The 19,520-nt window shown below is 53.8% G+C and carries 19 protein-coding genes; 12 read left to right on the top strand and 7 right to left on the bottom strand.

Going from position 1 to position 19,520, the window contains the following annotated elements; all coding sequences use genetic code 11:
• Positions 1-28: 28 nt before the first annotated feature.
• The 4 genes from BP758_RS08905 (at position 29) to BP758_RS08890 (ending at position 3,881) form a co-directional block, all read left to right on the top strand.
• A complete protein-coding gene (locus BP758_RS08905) occupies positions 29-844 on the top strand; it encodes a methyltransferase domain-containing protein (RefSeq protein ID WP_292370524.1) in 816 nt (271 codons plus the stop codon).
• A 77-nt stretch (positions 845-921) separates the two neighbouring features.
• Positions 922-1,350 (top strand): arsenate reductase ArsC, encoded by a 429-nt coding sequence (locus tag BP758_RS08900; protein WP_292370523.1) that lies wholly within the window; start codon positions 922-924, stop codon positions 1,348-1,350.
• Between the two features lie 114 nt (positions 1,351-1,464).
• On the top strand, positions 1,465-2,415 hold the full coding sequence (locus BP758_RS08895; protein WP_292370522.1) for a DUF4062 domain-containing protein: 951 nt from the start codon (positions 1,465-1,467) through the stop codon (positions 2,413-2,415).
• Positions 2,416-2,648: 233 nt separating this feature from the next.
• Positions 2,649-3,881 (top strand): NAD(P)-dependent malic enzyme, encoded by a 1,233-nt coding sequence (locus BP758_RS08890; RefSeq protein WP_292370521.1) that lies wholly within the window; start codon positions 2,649-2,651, stop codon positions 3,879-3,881.
• 239 nt (positions 3,882-4,120) lie between these two features.
• Here the strand turns inward: BP758_RS08890 and truA are convergent, their stop codons facing one another.
• Complete coding sequence (gene truA / locus BP758_RS08885) at positions 4,121-4,963, bottom strand: tRNA pseudouridine(38-40) synthase TruA (protein WP_292370520.1); 843 nt, start codon at positions 4,961-4,963, stop codon at positions 4,121-4,123.
• Positions 4,918-5,595, bottom strand: a complete 678-nt coding sequence (locus tag BP758_RS08880) for a PHP domain-containing protein (RefSeq protein WP_292370519.1) — start codon at positions 5,593-5,595, stop codon at positions 4,918-4,920. The genes truA and BP758_RS08880 overlap by 46 nt, the downstream gene beginning before the upstream one ends.
• A 42-nt stretch (positions 5,596-5,637) precedes the next feature.
• Here BP758_RS08880 and BP758_RS08875 point away from each other — a divergent pair, with 42 nt between their 5' ends.
• Positions 5,638-7,050: a dihydropteroate synthase-like protein gene (locus tag BP758_RS08875; RefSeq protein ID WP_292370518.1), complete on the top strand. Its 1,413-nt coding sequence runs from the start codon at positions 5,638-5,640 to the stop codon at positions 7,048-7,050.
• 24 nt (positions 7,051-7,074) lie between these two features.
• On the opposite strand, the gene rmuC is transcribed toward BP758_RS08875, so the two are convergent.
• From rmuC to BP758_RS08855, 4 genes are all read right to left on the bottom strand, one after another.
• Positions 7,075-8,232, bottom strand: coding sequence for a DNA recombination protein RmuC (rmuC, locus tag BP758_RS08870; RefSeq protein WP_292370517.1), 1,158 nt, complete (start codon positions 8,230-8,232; stop codon positions 7,075-7,077).
• Between the two features lie 777 nt (positions 8,233-9,009).
• Positions 9,010-9,132 (bottom strand): hypothetical protein, encoded by a 123-nt coding sequence (locus BP758_RS08865; RefSeq protein ID WP_292370516.1) that lies wholly within the window; start codon positions 9,130-9,132, stop codon positions 9,010-9,012.
• Positions 9,129-9,554, bottom strand: a complete 426-nt coding sequence (locus BP758_RS08860; protein WP_292370515.1) for a hypothetical protein — start codon at positions 9,552-9,554, stop codon at positions 9,129-9,131. The genes BP758_RS08865 and BP758_RS08860 overlap by 4 nt, the downstream gene beginning before the upstream one ends.
• Position 9,555: 1 nt before the next feature.
• On the bottom strand, positions 9,556-10,896 hold the full coding sequence (locus BP758_RS08855) for a hypothetical protein (protein WP_292370514.1): 1,341 nt from the start codon (positions 10,894-10,896) through the stop codon (positions 9,556-9,558).
• Positions 10,897-11,109: 213 nt separating this feature from the next.
• Between BP758_RS08855 and BP758_RS08850 the strand changes: the two genes are divergently transcribed.
• Both BP758_RS08850 and BP758_RS08845 read left to right on the top strand, forming a co-directional pair.
• The gene (locus BP758_RS08850; RefSeq protein WP_292370513.1) at positions 11,110-11,898 is read left to right on the top strand and encodes a winged helix-turn-helix transcriptional regulator; all 789 of its coding nucleotides are present in this window, start codon (positions 11,110-11,112) and stop codon (positions 11,896-11,898) included.
• A gap of 421 nt (positions 11,899-12,319) precedes the next feature.
• Entirely contained in the window at positions 12,320-13,027 is a 708-nt protein-coding gene (locus BP758_RS08845; protein ID WP_292370512.1) for a hypothetical protein, read from the top strand.
• A 152-nt stretch (positions 13,028-13,179) separates the two neighbouring features.
• On the opposite strand, the gene BP758_RS08840 is transcribed toward BP758_RS08845, so the two are convergent.
• Positions 13,180-14,052 (bottom strand): winged helix-turn-helix transcriptional regulator, encoded by an 873-nt coding sequence (locus BP758_RS08840; RefSeq protein WP_292370511.1) that lies wholly within the window; start codon positions 14,050-14,052, stop codon positions 13,180-13,182.
• Between the two features lie 189 nt (positions 14,053-14,241).
• Here BP758_RS08840 and BP758_RS08835 point away from each other — a divergent pair, with 189 nt between their 5' ends.
• From BP758_RS08835 to BP758_RS08815, 5 genes are all read left to right on the top strand, one after another.
• A complete protein-coding gene (locus BP758_RS08835; RefSeq protein WP_292370510.1) occupies positions 14,242-15,531 on the top strand; it encodes a TolB family protein in 1,290 nt (429 codons plus the stop codon).
• A 185-nt stretch (positions 15,532-15,716) separates the two neighbouring features.
• The gene (locus BP758_RS08830) at positions 15,717-16,295 is read left to right on the top strand and encodes a hypothetical protein (protein WP_292370509.1); all 579 of its coding nucleotides are present in this window, start codon (positions 15,717-15,719) and stop codon (positions 16,293-16,295) included.
• 57 nt (positions 16,296-16,352) lie between these two features.
• Positions 16,353-16,559, top strand: coding sequence for a hypothetical protein (locus BP758_RS08825; protein WP_292370508.1), 207 nt, complete (start codon positions 16,353-16,355; stop codon positions 16,557-16,559).
• Positions 16,560-16,946: 387 nt separating this feature from the next.
• Complete coding sequence (locus BP758_RS08820) at positions 16,947-17,552, top strand: hypothetical protein (RefSeq protein ID WP_292370507.1); 606 nt, start codon at positions 16,947-16,949, stop codon at positions 17,550-17,552.
• Positions 17,549-19,519, top strand: coding sequence for a hypothetical protein (locus BP758_RS08815; RefSeq protein ID WP_292370506.1), 1,971 nt, complete (start codon positions 17,549-17,551; stop codon positions 19,517-19,519). The genes BP758_RS08820 and BP758_RS08815 overlap by 4 nt, the downstream gene beginning before the upstream one ends.
• Position 19,520: the final 1 nt, after the last annotated feature.

Here is a 19,520-nt window from a genome sequence, read left to right as displayed (position 1 = left end):
AACGACGAAATAATTTCCCGTGAATACCATGGACTCATTTGCTTCAGGATTTGCCGGTGTGGATGCGGCAGGGGACGCGAACTCCTTTGTGACCTACCTCGACCTCATCCATTCAATGCCGTTTTTCAGGGAGTGCAAGCGCCGCAGTTTTGTGGAGATGGGAATCCGGCCGGGCGCAGCGGTGCTTGAGATCGGCTGCGGGAACGGCGTCGATGCGACAATTCTTGCAGGCATGGTGGGAGCCGGCGGAAATGTGATCGGGATCGATGTCAGCCGCACCATGCTTGCCTCGGCGCAGGGGAGAACCACCGGGGGACACCCCTCTCCCGGCTACGCGATGAGCGACGCGGCACACCTCCCGTTTGCGGATGCCTCGTTCGATGCGGTCCGGACAGACCGGGTGCTCCAGCATACGACAGATATCTTTGCCGTCACAAAAGAGATGGCCCGGGTGACCCGGCCCGCCGGAAAAGTGGTGGCGTTCGAGCCCGACTGGGAGACGTTTGTCCTCTGGCCCGGGGAGCGGGAGGCTACCCGGAAGATCCTGAACTTCTGGTGCGATCATATCCCGAACGGCTGGGCCGGCCGCACGCTTCCTGCAGCGTTCCATGACGCGGGGCTCGAAGGGGTCGCCGTCACGCCCTCATGCCTTGTCATCACCGATCTCGCGCTGGCAAAGAAGGTCTTTGATCTCGACACAACCCTCTCGCTTTCGGTCCGGGCCGGCATCCTTGATTCCCGGGAGGCAGAATCCTGGGCCCGAGAGCAGGCGCAGGCCGCAGCAGCCGGGCGGTTCTTTTCCTCGCTCACGTTTTACCTGGTAACCGGCACCAGGCGGGCCTGATCCGGTCCTCCTGTTTTTTCCCGGGCACCCGGGAGAAACTCTTTTTAGGGCATCGGTCCTTGGAGAGAATAGTGACTATGGACCGTCCCCGCATCCTCTTTGTCTGCACCGCAAACGCAGCCCGCTCCCAGATGGCGGAGGGCTACCTGCGGGCAAAGTACGGCGATAAATACGAGGCATTCTCGGCCGGCTTCCGCCCCGCCGGCCGGGTGAGCAGCCGGGCCATCACGGCAATGAAGGAGATCGGGATCGATATCTCCGGCCACCAGCCCAAATCCCTTGCAACGTTCGACGGCGTCCCGCTCGATCTCGCCATCACGCTCTGCGATAACGCCCGTGCGGTCTGCCCGGTCGTTCCCTCCGCAAAAAAGACGATCCACTTCAGCGTCCCGGACCCGCACTTAACGCCCGGCACCGATGACGAGATCCTTGACGGCTACCGCAGGGCCCGGGACATGATCACGGCATGGATCGACCGGACGCTCGGGGTCGGGATAATGGGATAGGTATCGGGCAACACTTTTTTATTCAAAAAGCTGGGAAAAGATAAAAATTGAATTCGGGCCCACCATTAACGATAGATTAATACTTTCAATAATTTTATAAACTCATGATTGATAATGGTCCGACCGAGAGTATTCGTTAGTTCCACCTATTACGATTTGAGGCATATTCGCAACTATCTTCAAGCATTTTTAGAGGATATGGGATTTGACCCGGTTTTATTTGAGCGGGGGGATATCCCATATTCCCCGGATACACCTTTGGATGAATCGTGCTATGAGGAAATTACGAATTGTCATATGCTTATTTTAATTATTGGTGGACATTACGGAAACCCAACTTCCGAGGATATAAATAAAATGGGGAGTGGTCCTTTTGAATTTTATAATTCGGTAACAAAAAGCGAGTTTGAAAAGGCATTGAAATTAAAAATCCCGATTTTTATTTTTGTAGATAAAGCGGTCAATACCGAATTTCAAACCTATAAAAAAAACCGAACAGCTGATGGTATCCAATATGCTCATGTAGACAGTATAAATATCTTCAAATTATTGGATGAAATTTTGGCAAAACAACGTAGTATTTTTATTCAGCCTTTCGAAAATTTTGAGGATATTTCAGAGTTCTTAAGAGAACAATTTGCAGGGCTTTTTGCAGATTTTCTCTCTAAACGAAAAAAGGAGAGAGAGTTAATTGAATTAGAACAAAGAATATCGGAATTAAAAGAGATAACCGAATCATTAAAAGGATACACTGAATCGATAATGAAGAAAATTCAACCTGAAGATTACGATCAGATAATTACTTCAGAACAAAGGAAAATTCAACTCAAGAGTGCTTCAAGGTTTTTAAGGGAAGGATTAATTCATTTTATTCTTAAGAGTTATCCGGACAATAAAAAATTGGACGAATTAGAAGTTTTCCACATATTTGAAAAAGCAAAAAATTTGCGGGAATTTTGTCATAAGATGAATATAGATAATGAATATGAAGCCTTTATAAAAGGGGGAAGCGTTCACGAGGCTGAAAACGAATTTGATTCATTAAAGGAAAAATATTTTCTCTAAAATCCAAGGCTTTAAACAGTTACAGCTCGCTAAAGTTAAGGCTTTTAACTTTTGAAAATAATAATTACTCACCAAAATAATCTTTTTCGAAAAGATCTGGACTTGAAACGTGTTATGCCCCAATAGGATTGAACTAATTATTTTTTTGTTTGATAGATAATCAACAGTGTATTATATACCAAATCTTCATCATGCCCCGCTCCCACCATTGAACTATTCAGGACGCGGCCGTAATGACCAGACCAAAGCGGGAGAACATCTACGCGGAATCGGTTGCATTCCACGAGAAGTACCACGGCAAAATCGAGGTCCGCTCCAAGGTCCGGATCAAAAACCGGCACGACCTCTCGCTTGCCTACACCCCGGGGGTCGGGGCGGTCTCAAAGGAGATCGCACACGACAAGGAACTGGCCTGGAAGTACACGATCAAGGCCAACACCATAGCGATCGTGACCGACGGCTCACGGGTGCTCTCGCTCGGGAACATCGGGGGCTCTGCCGCGATCCCCGCGATGGAGGGAAAGGCGCTCCTCTTTAAAAAACTCGCAAACATCGACGCCTTCCCGGTCTGCTTTGCCCGGTCCCACCCGGCCCTTGCCCAGGATATCAAAAACATCGCCCCGGTCTTTGGCGGGATCGCGCTCGAAGACATTGCAGCGCCGAGATGCTTTGAGATCGAAGAGGCGCTGCAGGGCATCGGGATCCCGGTGATGCACGACGACCAGCACGGGACGGCGGTCGTGGTGCTCGCAGCGCTCCTCAATGCCTGTGCGGTCACGAAAAAAGAGTTCGGGGAATTGAACGTAGTCATCTGCGGGGCGGGAGCGGCCGGCGTTGCGATCGCCCGGATGCTCCGGCACATCGGCTACGACCCGAAACTTTTCCCGGCCGTAAACGACATCATTGTCTGCGACCGGCAGGGGATCATCCACCGCGACCGCGAAGGGCTGTACGCAAACAAGTACAAGTTCATCATCGCCGGCGAGACCAACCGGGGCGAACGGACCGGCACGCTCGCGGATGCGCTGGAAGGCGCCGATGTCTGTATCGGCGTCTCCGGGCCGGGAATCGTGACGCCGGCCATGGTCCGGAGCATGGCGGACGACCCGATCGTCTTTGCACTTGCAAGCCCGGTGCCGGAGATCCTCCCCCGGGACGCCCTCCTTTCGGGAGCGGCTGTGGTCGGGACCGCACGGAGCGATTACCCCAACCAGATCAACTACGCGCTCGCGTTCCCCGGCATCTTCCGGGGCGCTCTCGATGTCTGTGCCACCCGGATTTCGGACGAGATGAAATATGCCGCAGCCCACGCACTCGCAAATTACGTGAAGCAGCCCCGGCGGGACCGCATCCTGCCCAAGGTCTTAAACCGTGGCGTGGTCAAAGCCGTTGCCGGGGCCGTGAGCGAGGCGGCAAAAAAGAGCGGGTGTGCGAGGAATTTCAACGAGGTACCGGCTGCCGGGTGATTACGCAGCGTTTCCTTTCGTTGTATTTTAGGAAAATGGGACTGTCATGCAGCCCCCCTCTTGCGCCGCCAGTCCCCCGAGTGGGACGGGGCGCATTACGATGCCCCGGTATTACCTGTACGGGCTCATGCCTGCGAACAGGCAAGGCAGAGCTATCGCAACCGGGGGGTGCCACAGCGGCGGGGGCGGCAGCCCCCGAGAGCGTCTCAACTCATACAACAAAAAACGGGATTCTGCTCTTATTCGCAAAGAGGCCCCGGCCTGACCACCCGGCACACCTGCTCCATGAGCGCGTGGTGCCGGAGGAGCTCGGTGCAGTACGTGGCGCTCCGGTCCGCTGACGGGATCGGATCCCACGCGAGGCCGCAGTCCGTGTCCCAGAGAATGAGCCCCTCGGCCGGCGCCGGCTGGACCGACCGGGCCGCCGGGCCTTCGAGCATCAGCCGGATCCCGTCAGCGTCCAGCTCGCCGTTCCCTGCTGAAAAGAGTGCCGCCGCCATGCACCGCACCTGGTGCCAGAGAAAACTTTCCGCCGTCACTTCAAGAAACGAAAACCGGCCATCAGTCCCGACCCGGATCGCAAGGATCTTCCGGTACGGGTTCTTGTCCCCCACCCGGGCAAAGTTCGTAAAATTGTGCTCGCCTAAAAATTCCCGTGCGGCCGTCTCCATCGCTGCCGGATTCTCCGGGGCATCCGAAAAATAATACCGGTACGTCCGCGACCGTGCATCGAACCGCGGGTGGAACAGTTCCGCGACAACGGCCGTTGCCGTGCACCAGAGATCGGGCGGCAGCTGCCGGTTGAGCGCCTCCCTTGCCCGGTCCGGGTACGCCGTCGAGAACGCGATCACCTGTCCGCAGGCATGCACGCCCCGGTCGGTCCGGCCGGCAGAACAGAACCCCGCAGCCCGCCAGTCGGAAAAAAGGCTCGTGCGCTGGCACGCGGCAATGAACTCCCCTTCGACCGTCCGCTCCGACTCCTGCTGCTGCGAACCGTAGAACCGGGTGCCCAGGTACGAGACCCGGACCGCAAGCCTCACCGGACGCGGAACCGCCGGGTCAGCCTCTTTATCTTTCTCCATGTGTTGTTGAGCGACTGGCGGGTGTAGGTCCGCAGCGGAGTCTGGCGTCCGCCGTAATCGACCTTTCCCGCACGGATAGCAGCAAAGATCGCCTGCATCTCCGGTTCTGCTTCCACAAACGTTCTCCCGTACCCGACAAAGCGTGCATTGTGCGCATCGCTCCCGCCCACGCAGGGCTTTTCGAGCCGGGCCGCGACCCGGCCGGCCTTCCGGTTGGCCGAGCCGACAATGTACCGGCTGTTGAACGCCTCGACCGCGTCCACGATGTTCATCGCGGCCCGGATCTTCCGGGCAACCCCGTGGCGCCACATGTGGTACGGGTGGGGGAGGATCACGAGCGCTCCCATGCGCTTTGCAATCGCAACCGTGTCGCGGACATCGAGGCCCGCGGGGATCACCTCGGTCACCCCGAGCACCAGCAGGTGTCCCTGCTTGGTCGAGATCTCGATCCCCGGGATGACAAGGACCGGGGTCTTAATGGACAGCGCGAGCTTTGCGCCGTCAACGCAGTCGTGGTCGGTGATGGCGATTGCGTCAAGGCCCACCGCCTCTGCCTGCCGGAGAATATCTTCGACACTGCTCTCCCCGTCTTTTGAGAAACTGGTATGTACGTGCAGGTCGCAGGTCAGCATCTGATCACTAGTGTTTTTACCTCTCTGGTATTAAGGAGATTTATGCGAATCCTCCTTCCCACCGGCTCCGCGACCGCCGGGCTCGTGAAAAAGGCAGCGGCCGGTTTCGACGCGGACGTGGTGGTGACGGGAAAGATCGCCTCGTTTCTTACGCCCCGGGCGCTCCGCGACCTCTTACAAAAAGGCGCGTACGATGCCGTGGTGGTCTCGGGGATGTGCACGGTCTCGTTCGAAACCATTGAGCGCGATACCGGTATCCCGGTCTACCGCGGCCCCCGGCACGCGGCCGATCTTGCGTGGGTGCTCCCGCTCGTGGGAAAGGTGCCGCTCTCGCCCACCATTCCCGCGGAGGACTTCCTCGCGGCGGGACGGGCAAAGGACGCGGCCGAGAAGATCGCGGCATCAGAAGCGGCAGCGGAGCCGGAGTGCGTGATCCGGGGGGTAAAGATCGGCGGCGATGCGCGGATGAAGGTGCTCGCCGAGATCATGGACGCCCACAAACGGATGCATATCCGGGAGACTGCCGAACGGTACTTTGCGGACGGGGCGGATATCGTGGACCTCGGGTTCGGGTTCGATGCAACGCCGGCGGACGTAAAAATGGTCTTTTCCAGACTCGAAGACCTTGACGGGCCGCTCGCCATCGACTCGCAGGACCCGGCACTCATCAGAGCGGCACTCTTCCGGGCCGACATCGTCCTCTCGCTCCAGGAGAAGAATATCCCGGTCGTGGGAAAGGAGGTGGCAGCGGCCGGGGCGGCGGCGGTCGTGGTGCCGGGCGAAAAAACCCTGAAAGGCAACATAGCACGGGCCCGCCGGGCCGGGATCGGCTGCATCGTGGCCGACCCCCTGCTCCAGCCGGCGGGTTCGGGCCTTGTTCGATCGCTTGCCGGGTTTAAGGACTACGGCTGCCCGCTCTTTTTTGGTGCGGGAAATGTTGCGGAGCTCCTCGATGCGGATTCTGTAGGCATTAACGCGCTCCTTGCCGGGATGGCGATGGAGGCCGGGGCCGCAATTATTTTTTCAAGCGAGCACTCGGACAAGACCCGGGGCTCGATCAAGGAGATGCGGAAGGCAACGGAGATGATGGTGCTTGCCCGGGACCGGCCGTATGCAAAGGATCTCGGGATCGATCTTCTCGTGCTCAAGGAGAAGCGGCGCCGGCGCGAACCGCCGCTCGAATACGAGCGTGCAATCGCAGCAGAGCGGATGCCGGACGAGATCGCGTACGATCCGAAGGGAAATTTCCGGATCGGGATCGAGGACGGGCTGATCGTGGCGGTGATCCACGGGAAGGCCATCAAAGGCGAGCGCTGGCAGGATGTCCTGCACACGCTCATTGCCCGGGGGGATGTTTCCCTGCTCGATCATGCCGGGTATCTTGGGAGGGAACTCTACAAGGCGGAGCTTGCGATCCGGTACGGGAGAAGTTTTGAGCAGGACGGGGAGTTTTGAAAACTCGCCCAATGATTTAAAAAATTATTCTGACTTCTCTTCTTTTATCTCGACAATAGGAATTCCTTTTGGCTTCTGTTTTGCAAGAAGGATCTGTTGTTTAATCGAATTATTTGCATTTGTAATCATAACGAGCCCACGGTTTATCGTGTCTGTTAGTTTATTTATCGAATCAAATATCTGGAGCAGCGTGGTAATTATTTCTCGATATTCCCCGATATCGCCCAATTCTTTATTATGCCGATATTTTTCCTGAATAAGGTAAGAAACCGGGAAAACCTCTTTATAACTGCATACGAAGACATTTGTTTCCCTGCCAGAACCGACGATTTCAGGGACCATCTCAAGAACACCTTCGGGTACAACGAGAATGCAGGAATCAATTGTATTGGTCTGATTCCGATACTTTTGAATTTCCTTAATTTCTTTCTCAATTTTTTTGATAATCTCACTTTTGAGATTTTTCTGCTCGGTAATATCCTCGGATTTATCGTATTGATCAAGAAGTTCGAAGACGTCGGGTAGTTTACAATCAATCGGGATAAATTTGCCGTCTTCTAAGTTCCATGCGAATTCGACTATTCCACTGTCGGTTTTCAGATCAGATACAACAACACACGCTTGAATACAGTGAGAAAGAACTTCGCGGAGCTGATCTTCTCCGACAATTCCCCGCTGTTTAGTACCATGAATTGTACGTGTGACCTGTTGGATCATGACGGACATGTCCTTGAGTTGGGCATCACGCTTTGTCTCAATTTCTTCGCGGGATTTTCCCTGTTGTTCAAGGAATGTGGTATTTGCGGATTTTTGCTCTTCAAAAAATTTTTTCGTTGATTCCATCCAATCTTGAATCCGTTTATCTTTTGCCTCATCCACTTGTTTTCCTTTGTCTGCCTGCTCGGTGAATAATTTTTGAGTGTTTTCTATCCACTCTTTTAATCGTTGCTCTCGTTGGGCATCATACTGGGCCCGCTGCTGATCAATCTGTTGCCGAGCTTTTTCCATTTCGAGAAATTTCCCTTTCATCTCTGCAACCTGAGAATTCAGGGAGGAAAGTAATCCAGATTGGCCGGAAAGATCGATAGGTTGTGCGGATTTTAGTTTTCCAATAACATAACCAAGAATCCCCCCAATAACAGCCCCTATGATGAGCCCGACTAGCAAAGACGTAAAGTCCATTTTATACTCCAATATGTGATTGTACTTATTTCTGAATTCATACTATGAACACCATAGTTCTTTCGATAATATTTTAATAATCATTAAACTTTGAAGCAACCGTCAACGCGGTTTGAAGAAATGTCCGGCCGAATTTTTTCCGGTTCGAAATCTGAAAATCCCAAAAAAAGTCCGGGTGAAAGTCTGGACGGCCGGATTTTTCCGGACAAAAATCCAAAATGCCGGAAAAAAGTACGGAGATAGAGGTCTCTCGTACATGTAGCCCCCCCTTGCGCCATCCCTGCCCTCCAAAGGGGGGCGGGGGCGAATACGATAGTGCCCCTATTACCTGCATTCAGAACTGCTCCCGGTACAGGTAATACAGCACTATCGCTAAGCGGGGGACGCCCACGCGGCGGGGGCGGAGGCTTGCCGGAGCCCCCGGGAGCGTCTTCATCTTACTAGTCACCGTCGGTACATCCTTCATATAAGGAATTTCTCCGTCGTAGATCCAAAAAACGCTCACAGATTGCACCGGTTGGCAGATCTCAGGCTCAGCTGACCATCCGGACCTCTCCAAAAACCCTGCCAACAGAAGCCCGCTATTTTGCAGGTAAAAATCCCGATTAAAATGGAAATTTCAGGAAAATACGCGATTAAATAAAACTTTTCGAATGGCGTGGACACCGTTTCCACTGGAAACCAATTTCGGGGGGTTACTCTGTTCTGTCCCTCCGTCGGAGAACCGATCCTCCGGGACCTGATGTCTCCCGGTCCAGGGAATCTGCCGGTTTTTATCTACGGTACCGGGTTTGCCCCGGTCCACAGAATCACCGTTGCATACGTCAGTACGAGGAATAGGATGATCGCGATGATCGCAGCGACCCGAATGAGGATATCTTCCTGACCCGCCGGCTTCATGCAGACTCCCCGGTTTTTGTCCGGCCCAGTACCGCAGCGACCCCGAGAAAAACTAATGGGATGACAATATACAGAACCAGCTCGGCCCAGAACACGGTCCAGCCAAGATCGCTTTTCATGTTTGCCTGCCGTGAAAAGACCGGCAGGATGTACACGAATGCGAAGTACAGGACGGCTGCACTGCAAATTGCAAACGACCGGCCCGGGTATTTCAGGAGCAGGACGATAAGACCTGTTGCGGCAAGCGCAGTTGCGGCCAGGTACAGCCCGGCCGGCCAGCCGTCGAGTTTGATCCCGAAAAACCATGCCTCCCAGTTGATGAGAAAGGCAAATGAGAACATCAGCACATCAAGGAAGAGGAAGAGCGCCATGTACGTGGAGAGTATCCCCATCAGGATTTCCCGGACACGTTTCTTTTCCATCCTACGGCCTCCTGCGGGAGCGAACAACTGCATACATTGCAACCGCCAGCCCCGTTGCAAGGTACGGGAGGGCAACCGGAAGCGGTGTGGCGAGCCGCGTGGAAGCGAATGCAGGCGTTAAATCCGGGGAAGATTGTGGCGCAGTCAGGTTCACGCGATAGTTCCAGGTATGAGGGGGAAGAGTCTGGCAGGAGGGATCCATCCAGTCCGTAGTAATATTGAGGGAGATATTCTGTGCGCCTGCCGGTACTGGTTCTCCCGTGAAAACAAACCGTTCCGCGCCGGGCAGCCCGCAATCGGCGCTTGTGTCAAAAAACGTCCGGGGTGTCGCGGCATCAAGCGAGTAATCTGCCCCATATCGTGCAATAGACCAATACTCAAGCCACGAACGGTTACAGGTCGACATAAGATCATATGATTCTTTATCGGGAAACCGGAAGAGTACGCTCGCTGTCCACGATGCATTGGAAAACGAGACCGATTCAAGCGTCGCTGTAATATTTTCCTTTGTCAGCGATTCATTCACGGCAATCGTTCCCTGATATGCCCCGCCTTTGGGCAGGATCATGACGTCGGTCGAAGAAGATACGGTGTCCAGATGCGATTCATCCCACGAGCCGCTCGCGCTCTCGTTGAACAGGTAATATACCGCGACCGTGTAGCGCCCCGGATCGACCGGAGAACCCCCGGCATCTTTTTGATCCCAGGTTACCGGTGATGAGAGAGACTGCCCCGGTTCCAGAACGAGGGTCTGGTGCGAACGGCCAAATGTCCGGAACGGGTTGGCATTCCGGTAATGTATTCCGGCTTTCGGCGGGTATCCCATGATGGTAATCGGGTCGGAACCGTTATTGACCAGCGTGGCATTTACCACAACGGGTTCACCGTAAACGTAGACCGGGAGCGAAACGGCCGGGTCCCACGTAGCGTTTAAGGGTATCAGTGTCAGGTTCACATGCGAAGAACCGGCAGCAGGGGCAATGTTCTCTGCCGTTTTTGCCGGCACGGTGTTTGCCCCGATCAGTTCAGCATGAGTGTAGGTCTCGGCAGGTACCGGCCCCACAACATCGCAGTTCTTCTGGATATCCTCACAGGGAGGTGCTATACCCTGGATCATCATTCTCTCCAGGTTTTCTTTTACAGCATCAGCCGATGCGTTTTGTATGTCCACAGTACGGTTGGTCGTATTATCCGGCGGTGTCATGGGCACGTCTGTACTATTTGTCCCGTCTAACAGGAGATCCGGGACCGTATGAGTCCCGGCGGATCCGGATGCCCCATGTCCAAATGTCCCCACAAGGACAATAGCGGCAATTCCCGCCATCAGCCATCTCTTCTCCATTTCATTCCCCTGCAGATCCTGTGCATCCGCGTATGAAACTCTCTGGGGCCCTTATGGTATTTACGATCTCTCGCCCGTTTGTTTACCGTACGCGAGCCCTGAAAACCGGCGCAGAACAAAACCGCATAGTATTCCCGTACCGCCACCCGTGTTTTTTCCCGGGAAAAACCGGATCATAATGCTCAAGTCCCCCGCCCCGCACATATTCCTTTCATGGACATTGACCGGCTCGGCATTGTGATCGCGGCAGCCTGCCTGCTCGTCCTCTTCTTTGCCGTACCGATGTCCGGTCTCGCCAGCAACGGATACGTTGTCGAGCCGGCAACCGATGCAGACATTGCAAACAGCACTCCGCTTGAAATGGTGCCGATCTCGTTCTGGGACCTCCCGCCCCGGGACATGCTGACGGCTGTTGCATTATCTCTGTCGCCGCTCCTGCTCTATCCCCTCGAACTGTTCTTTTTTATCAAGATGTTCGCGTACCTTGGTTACCGGAAGATCACGATGGCAAACGTGCTCACAAACGCCACGCGCTCACGGATTTACGAGGCAATTGCAACAAACCCCGGGATATTCTTCAACGAGCTTGCCCGGCAGACCGGGATCGCCCGGAGCACGCTCCGGTACCATCTTGCGCTGCTGAAAATGACCGGGAAAATTTCGGTGGCAAAAACCGGATCCGATACCCGGTACTTCGAGAACTCCGGGAGATTCTCCGGGTCCGAGCAGAAGATCCTCGCTCTCCTGCATAACAGCAGGGACCGGCTCATCTGCGAGTACCTGATCCAGAACCCGGCAACGACCCGGAGCGATCTCGAAAAAGTGCTGGGGATCTCCGGGGCAGCCGTGACCTGGCACACGAACCGTCTCCGCGATGCCGGGGTGCTCGAAGTAACAAAGTCCGGAAGAACGGTGCAGTACTCGATAGCCCCGGATGCGGTACGTGCGCTGCACACATACTACCCGCAGGAGAGCGGGACCGGTGCGGACGGGCCCGAATAATTGTTCCGGAAAGACCGGCAGAATTACCTTCAAGAAATGTCCGGGAGATCCCGCGGAGGTTATCGATCCCTCTTTTCTACCCGGGGGGATCTTCCGGTTGGTAAAATTGTGTCACAGAACCCGTTTATTTCTTTAAAAAAAGGTGTTGTTGGAAGTGTACAGCCCTCATTTCAGCCGGGCTGTACCTGCAGGAGAGTTAAGAGACATGGATCAAAGGAAACAGGTATATGTGATTGTGGTTGTTACCGCCATCTGCTGTATCGCAGGGGTTACCCTGGCGTGTTATTTTTCCGGTGCCGTACAGGGACAGCCCCCGCGGGCAGGCCCGACAGCCTCCTCCCCGGCATCCGCAGCCCCGTCTTCAACCCCTATAGTCACAGAAACACAAGCACCCCAACCGTCACCCCGGATAAACATAACCGTGGAAAATGCATCGGCGCTCGTGATGGAAGACTACCCCATGTACTATTCTATTGCAGCTGTCAACCTCACCAGTCAGTCTTACGGAAAGCTCCTGTACGAATTTTCCCTTATCCCGAAAAACGGCGCACCATCTTCACTCAACCGGACTGCATGGGTGGATGCAGTAACCGGGGATCTCTATACGCCCGCACAGGAAAACGCCGGCATTACGATCGATGAGGCAAAGACCCGGGCCCGCTCAGCGTTTCCCCCGGGTTCAGTCGATCGGGTACAGATGAAGTACAACGACGGGATCCGGTACGACCGGTCCTGGGAATTCCGCCTCTATGCCGGGGATACGGAACTGGTCCACGGTGCATTATCCCCGGATGATGGCGTGCTTGACTGGTACGCCCTGAACGGCCCGACACGCTTTGGGCGGCCGGCAGAGCCGGTGGTGTCCATGAATGCGGCCGAGACAACGGCCCGGGCCGAGGTACAGAACCGCACAGGAAATTCCCGTCTCGGTCTTGTACAGTCGCGGTACGATGATCTGGGGATGCCGGACTCAGGTGTCGCGGGCCAGTACGTGTTCCTGTATTCAAACGACCGGGCCGGTAAACCGGCCTGTGAGAATGATGGTTTTACCGTTGTTGTCGATTCCGTATCCGGCAACGTTCAGGAATACCGGAGAACGTGGACGAAGCCACCGGCGAACCCGTGTTGAGGGAGAGAGGGACCACCGGGGATAATTATGCCGATATCGGCTGCCAGAAAGAAAAGACGGCCGGGCACCCGGCCTCCTCCCGATATCCACAAGGGTGCAGGTCAATAATGGGCCGGGCCTGAAGACACCGTTTTTTTTACGCGACAGGCGGTTTAATGAACTTTTATCTCATCGCTGGTTCCCGTATTCGTCTTCGCAGCAAATCCCTCCGAAAGGGATTGGGCAGAACCAGGGCCGGGTTTATCCGGCATAGCGGCACCGGCAATCCGGTCACCGGGTTCCAGGATACCGACAGCCTCCCGGGTGAGCGAATACCCGACAGGTTTTCCCACCGTCCCTTTTGCCTGTTCTGTACGTACTATCCCGTCCCGGATAAGCAGCTGCATATGGTACCAGAGCGCCGGCCCGGAGATCCCGAGGCGTTTTTTCATTTCCGTCCGCGATACTGCCGGTACCTGTTCGAGCATATCGAGAATCCAGCAGCGTACGCGGTTGTCCCGGTGGATCAGGATCTTTTCTTCGAGATCCGAAAGACCGCTTCCCTGTATGAAGTACCGGGTCAGGCCCCGGACCCGTACCTCGTGTACGAGACCGAGCATGGCAAGCTGGCCGAGATGGTAAAAGAGCGTTCCCCGGTTGATCCCGGTGCCCCGCAGTATCGAGCCAAAATGACTGCCGGGATGGGAGCGGATATAACCTGCGATATGGTTGCGTGTGGGATGGTCAAGGGAATTTTTCCGGGTAAGCTGGCGGTACCCGAAGTACGCAAAGACCAGGCACCCCGAGAAGAGCAGCGCGACAATGATCTGCCCGAACTCCGGGGAGATCATGCTCGCGTAGTGGAGGATCACGATCTGCGGGGGATGGAACATACGGGGTTCGCCCCGCAGGGCGGAGGGGTCCCCCCATAAAAAAATAGTCACCCAGTTCAGGAAAGAATAGAGAACGAACAGGACGATGAGGAGAATAACCCCGTAATACGCAATGCGGCACGCAATCCTGAACGCACCGCGTTTCCCGTCCATAGGTTTACTTTCCCGGATATCGCTCTTTAATCTATTTGATAAAATCCTGTCACAGAACTTTTAAGATGAATTTACCGGATGTACCATGATGACGGATCAGATAACCCGGGTAAAATCTCAATGTCCTGATCTTTTTATTTCTGTACCACGGGTAATGCTGACAAATTCCCTGCGGAGGATCAAAGACCCATGAAAATTTTCCTGTACCTGTGCGGGATTATCATTCTCCTCTGCCTCGTGATATCTCCCGTTGCTGCTACACTCTCCGGTACCGATATTCCCGTCTATTCCCCTTACATCACCGAAGACGACTCCGGCAAACCAAATTATACCTATCCGGAGGGTGTTGCCATCGATCGTGACCAGATGGTCTGGGAGAAGTTCATCTGGGGACAGGCAAACAGTTCGAATTTTTCCCTCACCGTCTACCTGATGAACCTGACGGACGGGACCACAAGGATTGTCGCCACATCCCCTTCGCAGGAATTTCAGTACCTTTTCCAGACACCGTTTGGTTTTGCGGACGGACGGGTGGTCTGGAATGCAGAGTATGACTTCAATCTCTTCATGTACGACGATCGTACGGAGAAGGTTACTCCCCTCACTGCTGATGGCACCGCTGATCTGAGTATCCAGCGGCCGAACCGCGATCCATTCATCTTCGGGGACCGGGTAGTCTGGGCCAAGCAGAAACTCTACCCGTCGGAAGATTCCGATATTGTCCTGTACAACCTGACCGACCGGACCCTGCGGGATATTGCAACAGATCCCGGGAAAAAGGCAATGCCCGCCATGGACGATTCGTACGTTGTCTGGGTGGACAAGCGCAGCGAGCCGGGAGCCGGCGATATTTATCTTTTCGATTTAACGAACAACACGGAACGGCCCCTCTGTACGGCTCGGGGCGTCCAGCACTACCCGCAGGTCTCGGGAAATTATGTTGTCTGGGCGGACCTGCGCGACGGCCCGCACGAGATCTATCTCTACAACCTGACAACAGGGACCGAATACCGGATCAGCGATCCCAATTATTACGCTGCCGTACCGTACCTTTCGGGAAATTACATTGCATGGGAGATGTACGCGCTCTATGACGATACCCGGGAAAAAACCCGGCAGGTGGTGATTTACAACATTGCAACCGGCGAGAGCGTGCTGTTCGAACCGGGAACCCGGCACCCGATGCTGCTGGGTCTGAACAATAACCGGATCCTGTACGCAAACCCGGACAACCAGACAATCAAAGACGGGTACGTCCACATTTTTGCGATAGATACCCCGGCACCGGTTCAATCGACCCCGGGGGTTCCTGTTGCCACTACCCCGCACACGGAGAACAGAACAGCCTCTGCATTCTACACCTTTTCGGAACCGGCCCCCGCAGGTTCCGGGCCTGCGACAATCCTTGCGGCGATCATTCTGAGTATCGGTCTTGTAATGGCGATCCGGAAACACCGCACCGGTCGTAAAAACCGGTAAACGAACGGGCGAGAAAAGTTAAGTGCCGGATCGTTCTATGGTTCATTCAGGATGGTTATGCCCTTAACGGAGGAAGATTCGTGGTGGACGAAAACGAAATTCCAAAAAATCAGGTAACCGATCATCAGATCCTCTCTTTTGCGCTGGGAATATTCATTTTTATAACAGCAACGTGGTTTACAGGATTGCCACCGGTAGAGATCCTCCTGTTTGTTCTCTTCGTGTTTATCATCCCGCTCCTCCTCTACTGCGGCCTCAAAAGAATCCTCAATCCCATCCCGCTCTGGCTGTTCCCGCTCTTTGCCATCCTGGTCATCGATTTCATATACACCGGTGTTTTTTCACGGAGCGATACCTATGGAAATGACCTGGTTCTGTTTACCCTCTGTCTCCTGATCTCAACGTTTGCGGTGATCAGCCCTTACCCGGCGTTCGAAAAAAGGATCCGGATAAAAAATTCCTGGATAGTCCTTTGCTCCGCGGCGTTTATCGGTGCAACCCTTTTCCTTATGACAACTTTGGGCGAGATCTACGTGGGCAGGCCGTGGCCGGCATTTTCCTCTTCGCTGCCCCTGACCGGCTGGATCTTTGACGGCCTTGTAAATCTCCTGCATGCCTCGGATCTCGTGTACGCATATTACTCCCCCGTGTACAGAACGCTCTGGGTGTGCGGGTTTTACTTAGAGATTCTGGTTATCGCGATCGTGTATTATGCAGTGCTGGGCCGGCGTTTCCCCGGGGATACCAATACGGGCCGGCAGTAACCATGTGACAAAGTCAGGAAAAAACATGCAATCCTATGAGAAAAGCAGGGAGCAGAGATGAAAATGACAACGAACAAAATTTTTCATGTGGCTTTCACCGTTATCTTCGTACTTGGAATCTATATAATTTCCATCCTGCTTGGCAACTTCGTTGCAGGACAGGATAGCCGGACCTGCCAGGTCGTGGTGTTTCTCTCGGTTTTACTGGGAGTATTCCTGTGTTACCTCACCGATCGGCTCGCAAAGAAATATCCCGGCATATGATTATCGGCCTGCATCTGCCACATCAGGAAGCAGAGGATTCGATCCTGCAACAGAGTGATCAATAAATAACGCGGCAGACGGTACCATTGCTCTTCGTACCTTTGATCATGAGTAAGATTTTTTTAGAAATAGTAGGGAGATCGGGAATTTGTTACACGTGCGTAACAGAACTGGCAGGCGTGGACGTGTCAGCATCCCGGTTTTTTGAACCGGTAAACGAACGGGCGAGAAACGTTAAGTGCCGGATCGTTCTATGGTTCATTCAGTAAAGATCTGCCCTAAAGGAGGGGGATACTCACGGTTGACGAAACGAAATCAGGGATTCCAGCGGCAATAAAAAACCCGGCCGTTCTCGTTGCTCTGGGCGTTGCCGTTCTCCTTATCATCATGGGAACGGGTCTTCTCGGACTTCCCCTGTCCGTTATTATCCTGTTCCTTCTTTTCATTTTTGTCATACCCGCCGTCCTGTACCTGGCCTTGAAAAAAATTGCCGATCCTGTCCCATTCTGGCTGCCCCTGCTTCCGGTTATTCCGGTCATCGGTATCCTGTACCTGTCCAGCGGTCTCTTCAAAGGACCGGGCCTCGTGGAAAACATCCTCCTGCCGTTTTCCCTGATATTTTTACTCTCCTCTCTTGCAGTGATCGGCCCCTATCCTTTCTTTGAGAAAAAGATCGGTGCGAAAAATCCCTGGCAGGTATTTACCCTTATGTCGTTTGTCGGCGTGGCACTGTTCTTCTTCTCAACCATGGGAGAGAGACTCGCGGGGCAGCCGTCTCCGCCGCTTTTCTCCACGTTCCCCCTGTCCGGCTGGATATTCGACGGCCTGGCAAGCGTGCTGCATCTCCAGGATGCCGTCTACGCATTCAACTCCACGGTGTACAGTACCCTCTGGGCCTGCGCATTTTACCTTGAAGTTTTTTTCATTGCCTTCCTGTATTATGCCGTGCTGGGCTGGGTCTCGTCCTGCGATGCCGGTGCTGGTGAAAAATGATCCTTCACGAACGGACCAAAAACGATGGCCCCGATATGATGTCGATGAAAATCCCGGGTCTTGTGCTTCTCGCTCTCCTTTTCCTCATACCGTGGTGCAGCGCGGGATCTGTCCCGGCCCAGAGTATAACGGCACTTCCCGCACAGCCCTATATTACCATCAATCCTGTCGGCGACCACACGGTCGATGAGGTGTTTTACATTACCGGAACAACGAACCTGGCAGTGGCAAATGATTCTCTGTATCTCCAAATCGAATCGGCCAATGCCAACCCCGGGGGAATTGGATCATTTTTCTGGTCAAACGTATCCATACAACCGGGAAAAAACGGGATCAGCATCTGGTCTGTTAATAGTACTGCATCGCAATGGGAGACCTACGCCTTGCGCTCTCCACCTTCTTCACAAGGGGCCGTGCCCGGAAAATATACCGTGATGGTCGTATCTCTAAATCCCAACATAACTGCAAAAAGCACGCAACAGTTCTTCCTCGTACCCTCCGGGAACGAACCAACCTCTCCACAGGACTTCACAACCAACATGATTTCAGAAAACAATTCGCAGGAAACAAAGACAACCGAAAAGAACAAAGGAATTGCACCTATTTCTCTGACGACGTCCACGTATGGAAACTGGACTGAGATCACATCCAACGCAACGTTCGAATCGCGGAATTACTTTGGAACGGTGACGTTTGATGACCGTCTCTGGGTGATCGGGGGCCGTGAAGAAAATTTCATGAACGACGTGTGGTCATCTCCGGACGGCAATACCTGGTCCCTTGAAACGGCTCATGCAAACTTTAGTCCTCGTGTTAAAATGGGCGTTACAGAATTTGATAACCGCATCTGGGTCATCGGGGGGGCTGGTGAAAATTACCAGCTAATGAACGATGTCTGGTCATCAACTGACGGGAAAAACTGGGAACTCGTCACGGCAAATGCGAGCTTTGATCCACGCCATTCCCCGGGAGTTGTGGTATTTAACAATCGCCTCTGGGTGATCGGCGGCAACCAGAATAACGATGTCTGGTCATCAGCTGACGGGAAAAACTGGGAACTCGCCACGGCAAATGTAAGTTTCGGTCTGCGTCTTGGGGAAGGAGTTGCAGCATTCGACAATCGTCTCTGGGTGATCGGGGGCGACCGGAACAATGATATCTGGTCGTCCACAGATGGGAAAATCAGGACATTGGTTAATGCCAGTGCCCCGTTTCAGCAAATGGAATTCACACCGGTGACGGTTTTCGGCGACAAACTTTGGATTGTTGGCGGCGGTTCGAACGGCCCGACACATGAAACCAAGAACCCTTCTGTATTCCCTGCGTATGAATTTAATGAGATCTGGTCGTCCGCAGATGGGAAAATCTGGACTCTTGAAACAGAGCATGCAGGGTTCAGTCCCCGGTCCGAGCACGGTCTTGCAGTTTTCCGGAATGGGATTTGGGTAATCGGCGGTTCTAACAGCAGCGGTAATGATATCTGGTATATGTCTGGTTCGCAATTACAGGATCCTCTGACCACCGCACTTACAACAATACCAACGACATCCCGGACGTCTCCGCCCCCTATCATAGCCTGGATTATTCCAAAAGAAGAATTGTCAAAAAAGATTTCAACCGTTCATTTCAGTCCCTCGAAAAACTTCACGGGATACTCAGACGCACCATCAATCACAGGAATACAAAAAATCGATGCACTTATGATAGCGTCGACTTCAACGCGGGATTCTCATCTATCATCAGCAGCCAACGCAGGAGCAATACATAAAAAATTTGGGGATTATCTCAAAAGTTCACATGGACCGATAACCATTGAATGGGCATATCCGTACACCGGGATTATTCGTCTTTCAATGCCCGTGGGCAATCTGTCATCAAACGAGTACGGACTTGCCTATGCCATCGTAAATATTGACACCCAGAGTATACTGTCAGAAGGATTTGTTGATTGGCATAACTACTGGTAGG

This window comes from Methanoregula sp. UBA64, assembly GCF_002502735.1.
Classification (GTDB): Archaea; Halobacteriota; Methanomicrobia; order Methanomicrobiales; family Methanospirillaceae; genus Methanoregula.
Note: the sequence above shows the minus strand (reverse complement) of the source record. Positions and strands in the feature narration are given on the sequence as shown.

Excerpts from the sequence above, each read along its gene's own strand:
- BP758_RS08905 (WP_292370524.1), top strand. The coding sequence starts at position 29 with ATGGACTCATTTGCTTCAGGATTTGCCGGTGTGGATGCGGCAGGGGAC.
- BP758_RS08900 (WP_292370523.1), top strand. The coding sequence starts at position 922 with ATGGACCGTCCCCGCATCCTCTTTGTCTGCACCGCAAACGCAGCCCGC.
- BP758_RS08895 (WP_292370522.1), top strand. The coding sequence starts at position 1,465 with ATGGTCCGACCGAGAGTATTCGTTAGTTCCACCTATTACGATTTGAGG.
- BP758_RS08890 (WP_292370521.1), top strand. The coding sequence starts at position 2,649 with ATGACCAGACCAAAGCGGGAGAACATCTACGCGGAATCGGTTGCATTC.
- truA (WP_292370520.1), bottom strand. The coding sequence starts at position 4,963 with ATGGAGAAAGATAAAGAGGCTGACCCGGCGGTTCCGCGTCCGGTGAGG.
- BP758_RS08880 (WP_292370519.1), bottom strand. The coding sequence starts at position 5,595 with ATGCTGACCTGCGACCTGCACGTACATACCAGTTTCTCAAAAGACGGG.
- BP758_RS08875 (WP_292370518.1), top strand. The coding sequence starts at position 5,638 with ATGCGAATCCTCCTTCCCACCGGCTCCGCGACCGCCGGGCTCGTGAAA.
- rmuC (WP_292370517.1), bottom strand. The coding sequence starts at position 8,232 with ATGGACTTTACGTCTTTGCTAGTCGGGCTCATCATAGGGGCTGTTATT.
- BP758_RS08865 (WP_292370516.1), bottom strand. The coding sequence starts at position 9,132 with ATGAAGCCGGCGGGTCAGGAAGATATCCTCATTCGGGTCGCTGCGATC.
- BP758_RS08860 (WP_292370515.1), bottom strand. The coding sequence starts at position 9,554 with ATGGAAAAGAAACGTGTCCGGGAAATCCTGATGGGGATACTCTCCACG.
- BP758_RS08855 (WP_292370514.1), bottom strand. The coding sequence starts at position 10,896 with ATGGAGAAGAGATGGCTGATGGCGGGAATTGCCGCTATTGTCCTTGTG.
- BP758_RS08850 (WP_292370513.1), top strand. The coding sequence starts at position 11,110 with ATGGACATTGACCGGCTCGGCATTGTGATCGCGGCAGCCTGCCTGCTC.
- BP758_RS08840 (WP_292370511.1), bottom strand. The coding sequence starts at position 14,052 with ATGGACGGGAAACGCGGTGCGTTCAGGATTGCGTGCCGCATTGCGTAT.
- BP758_RS08835 (WP_292370510.1), top strand. The coding sequence starts at position 14,242 with ATGAAAATTTTCCTGTACCTGTGCGGGATTATCATTCTCCTCTGCCTC.
- BP758_RS08825 (WP_292370508.1), top strand. The coding sequence starts at position 16,353 with ATGAAAATGACAACGAACAAAATTTTTCATGTGGCTTTCACCGTTATC.
- BP758_RS08820 (WP_292370507.1), top strand. The coding sequence starts at position 16,947 with ATGGGAACGGGTCTTCTCGGACTTCCCCTGTCCGTTATTATCCTGTTC.
- BP758_RS08815 (WP_292370506.1), top strand. The coding sequence starts at position 17,549 with ATGATCCTTCACGAACGGACCAAAAACGATGGCCCCGATATGATGTCG.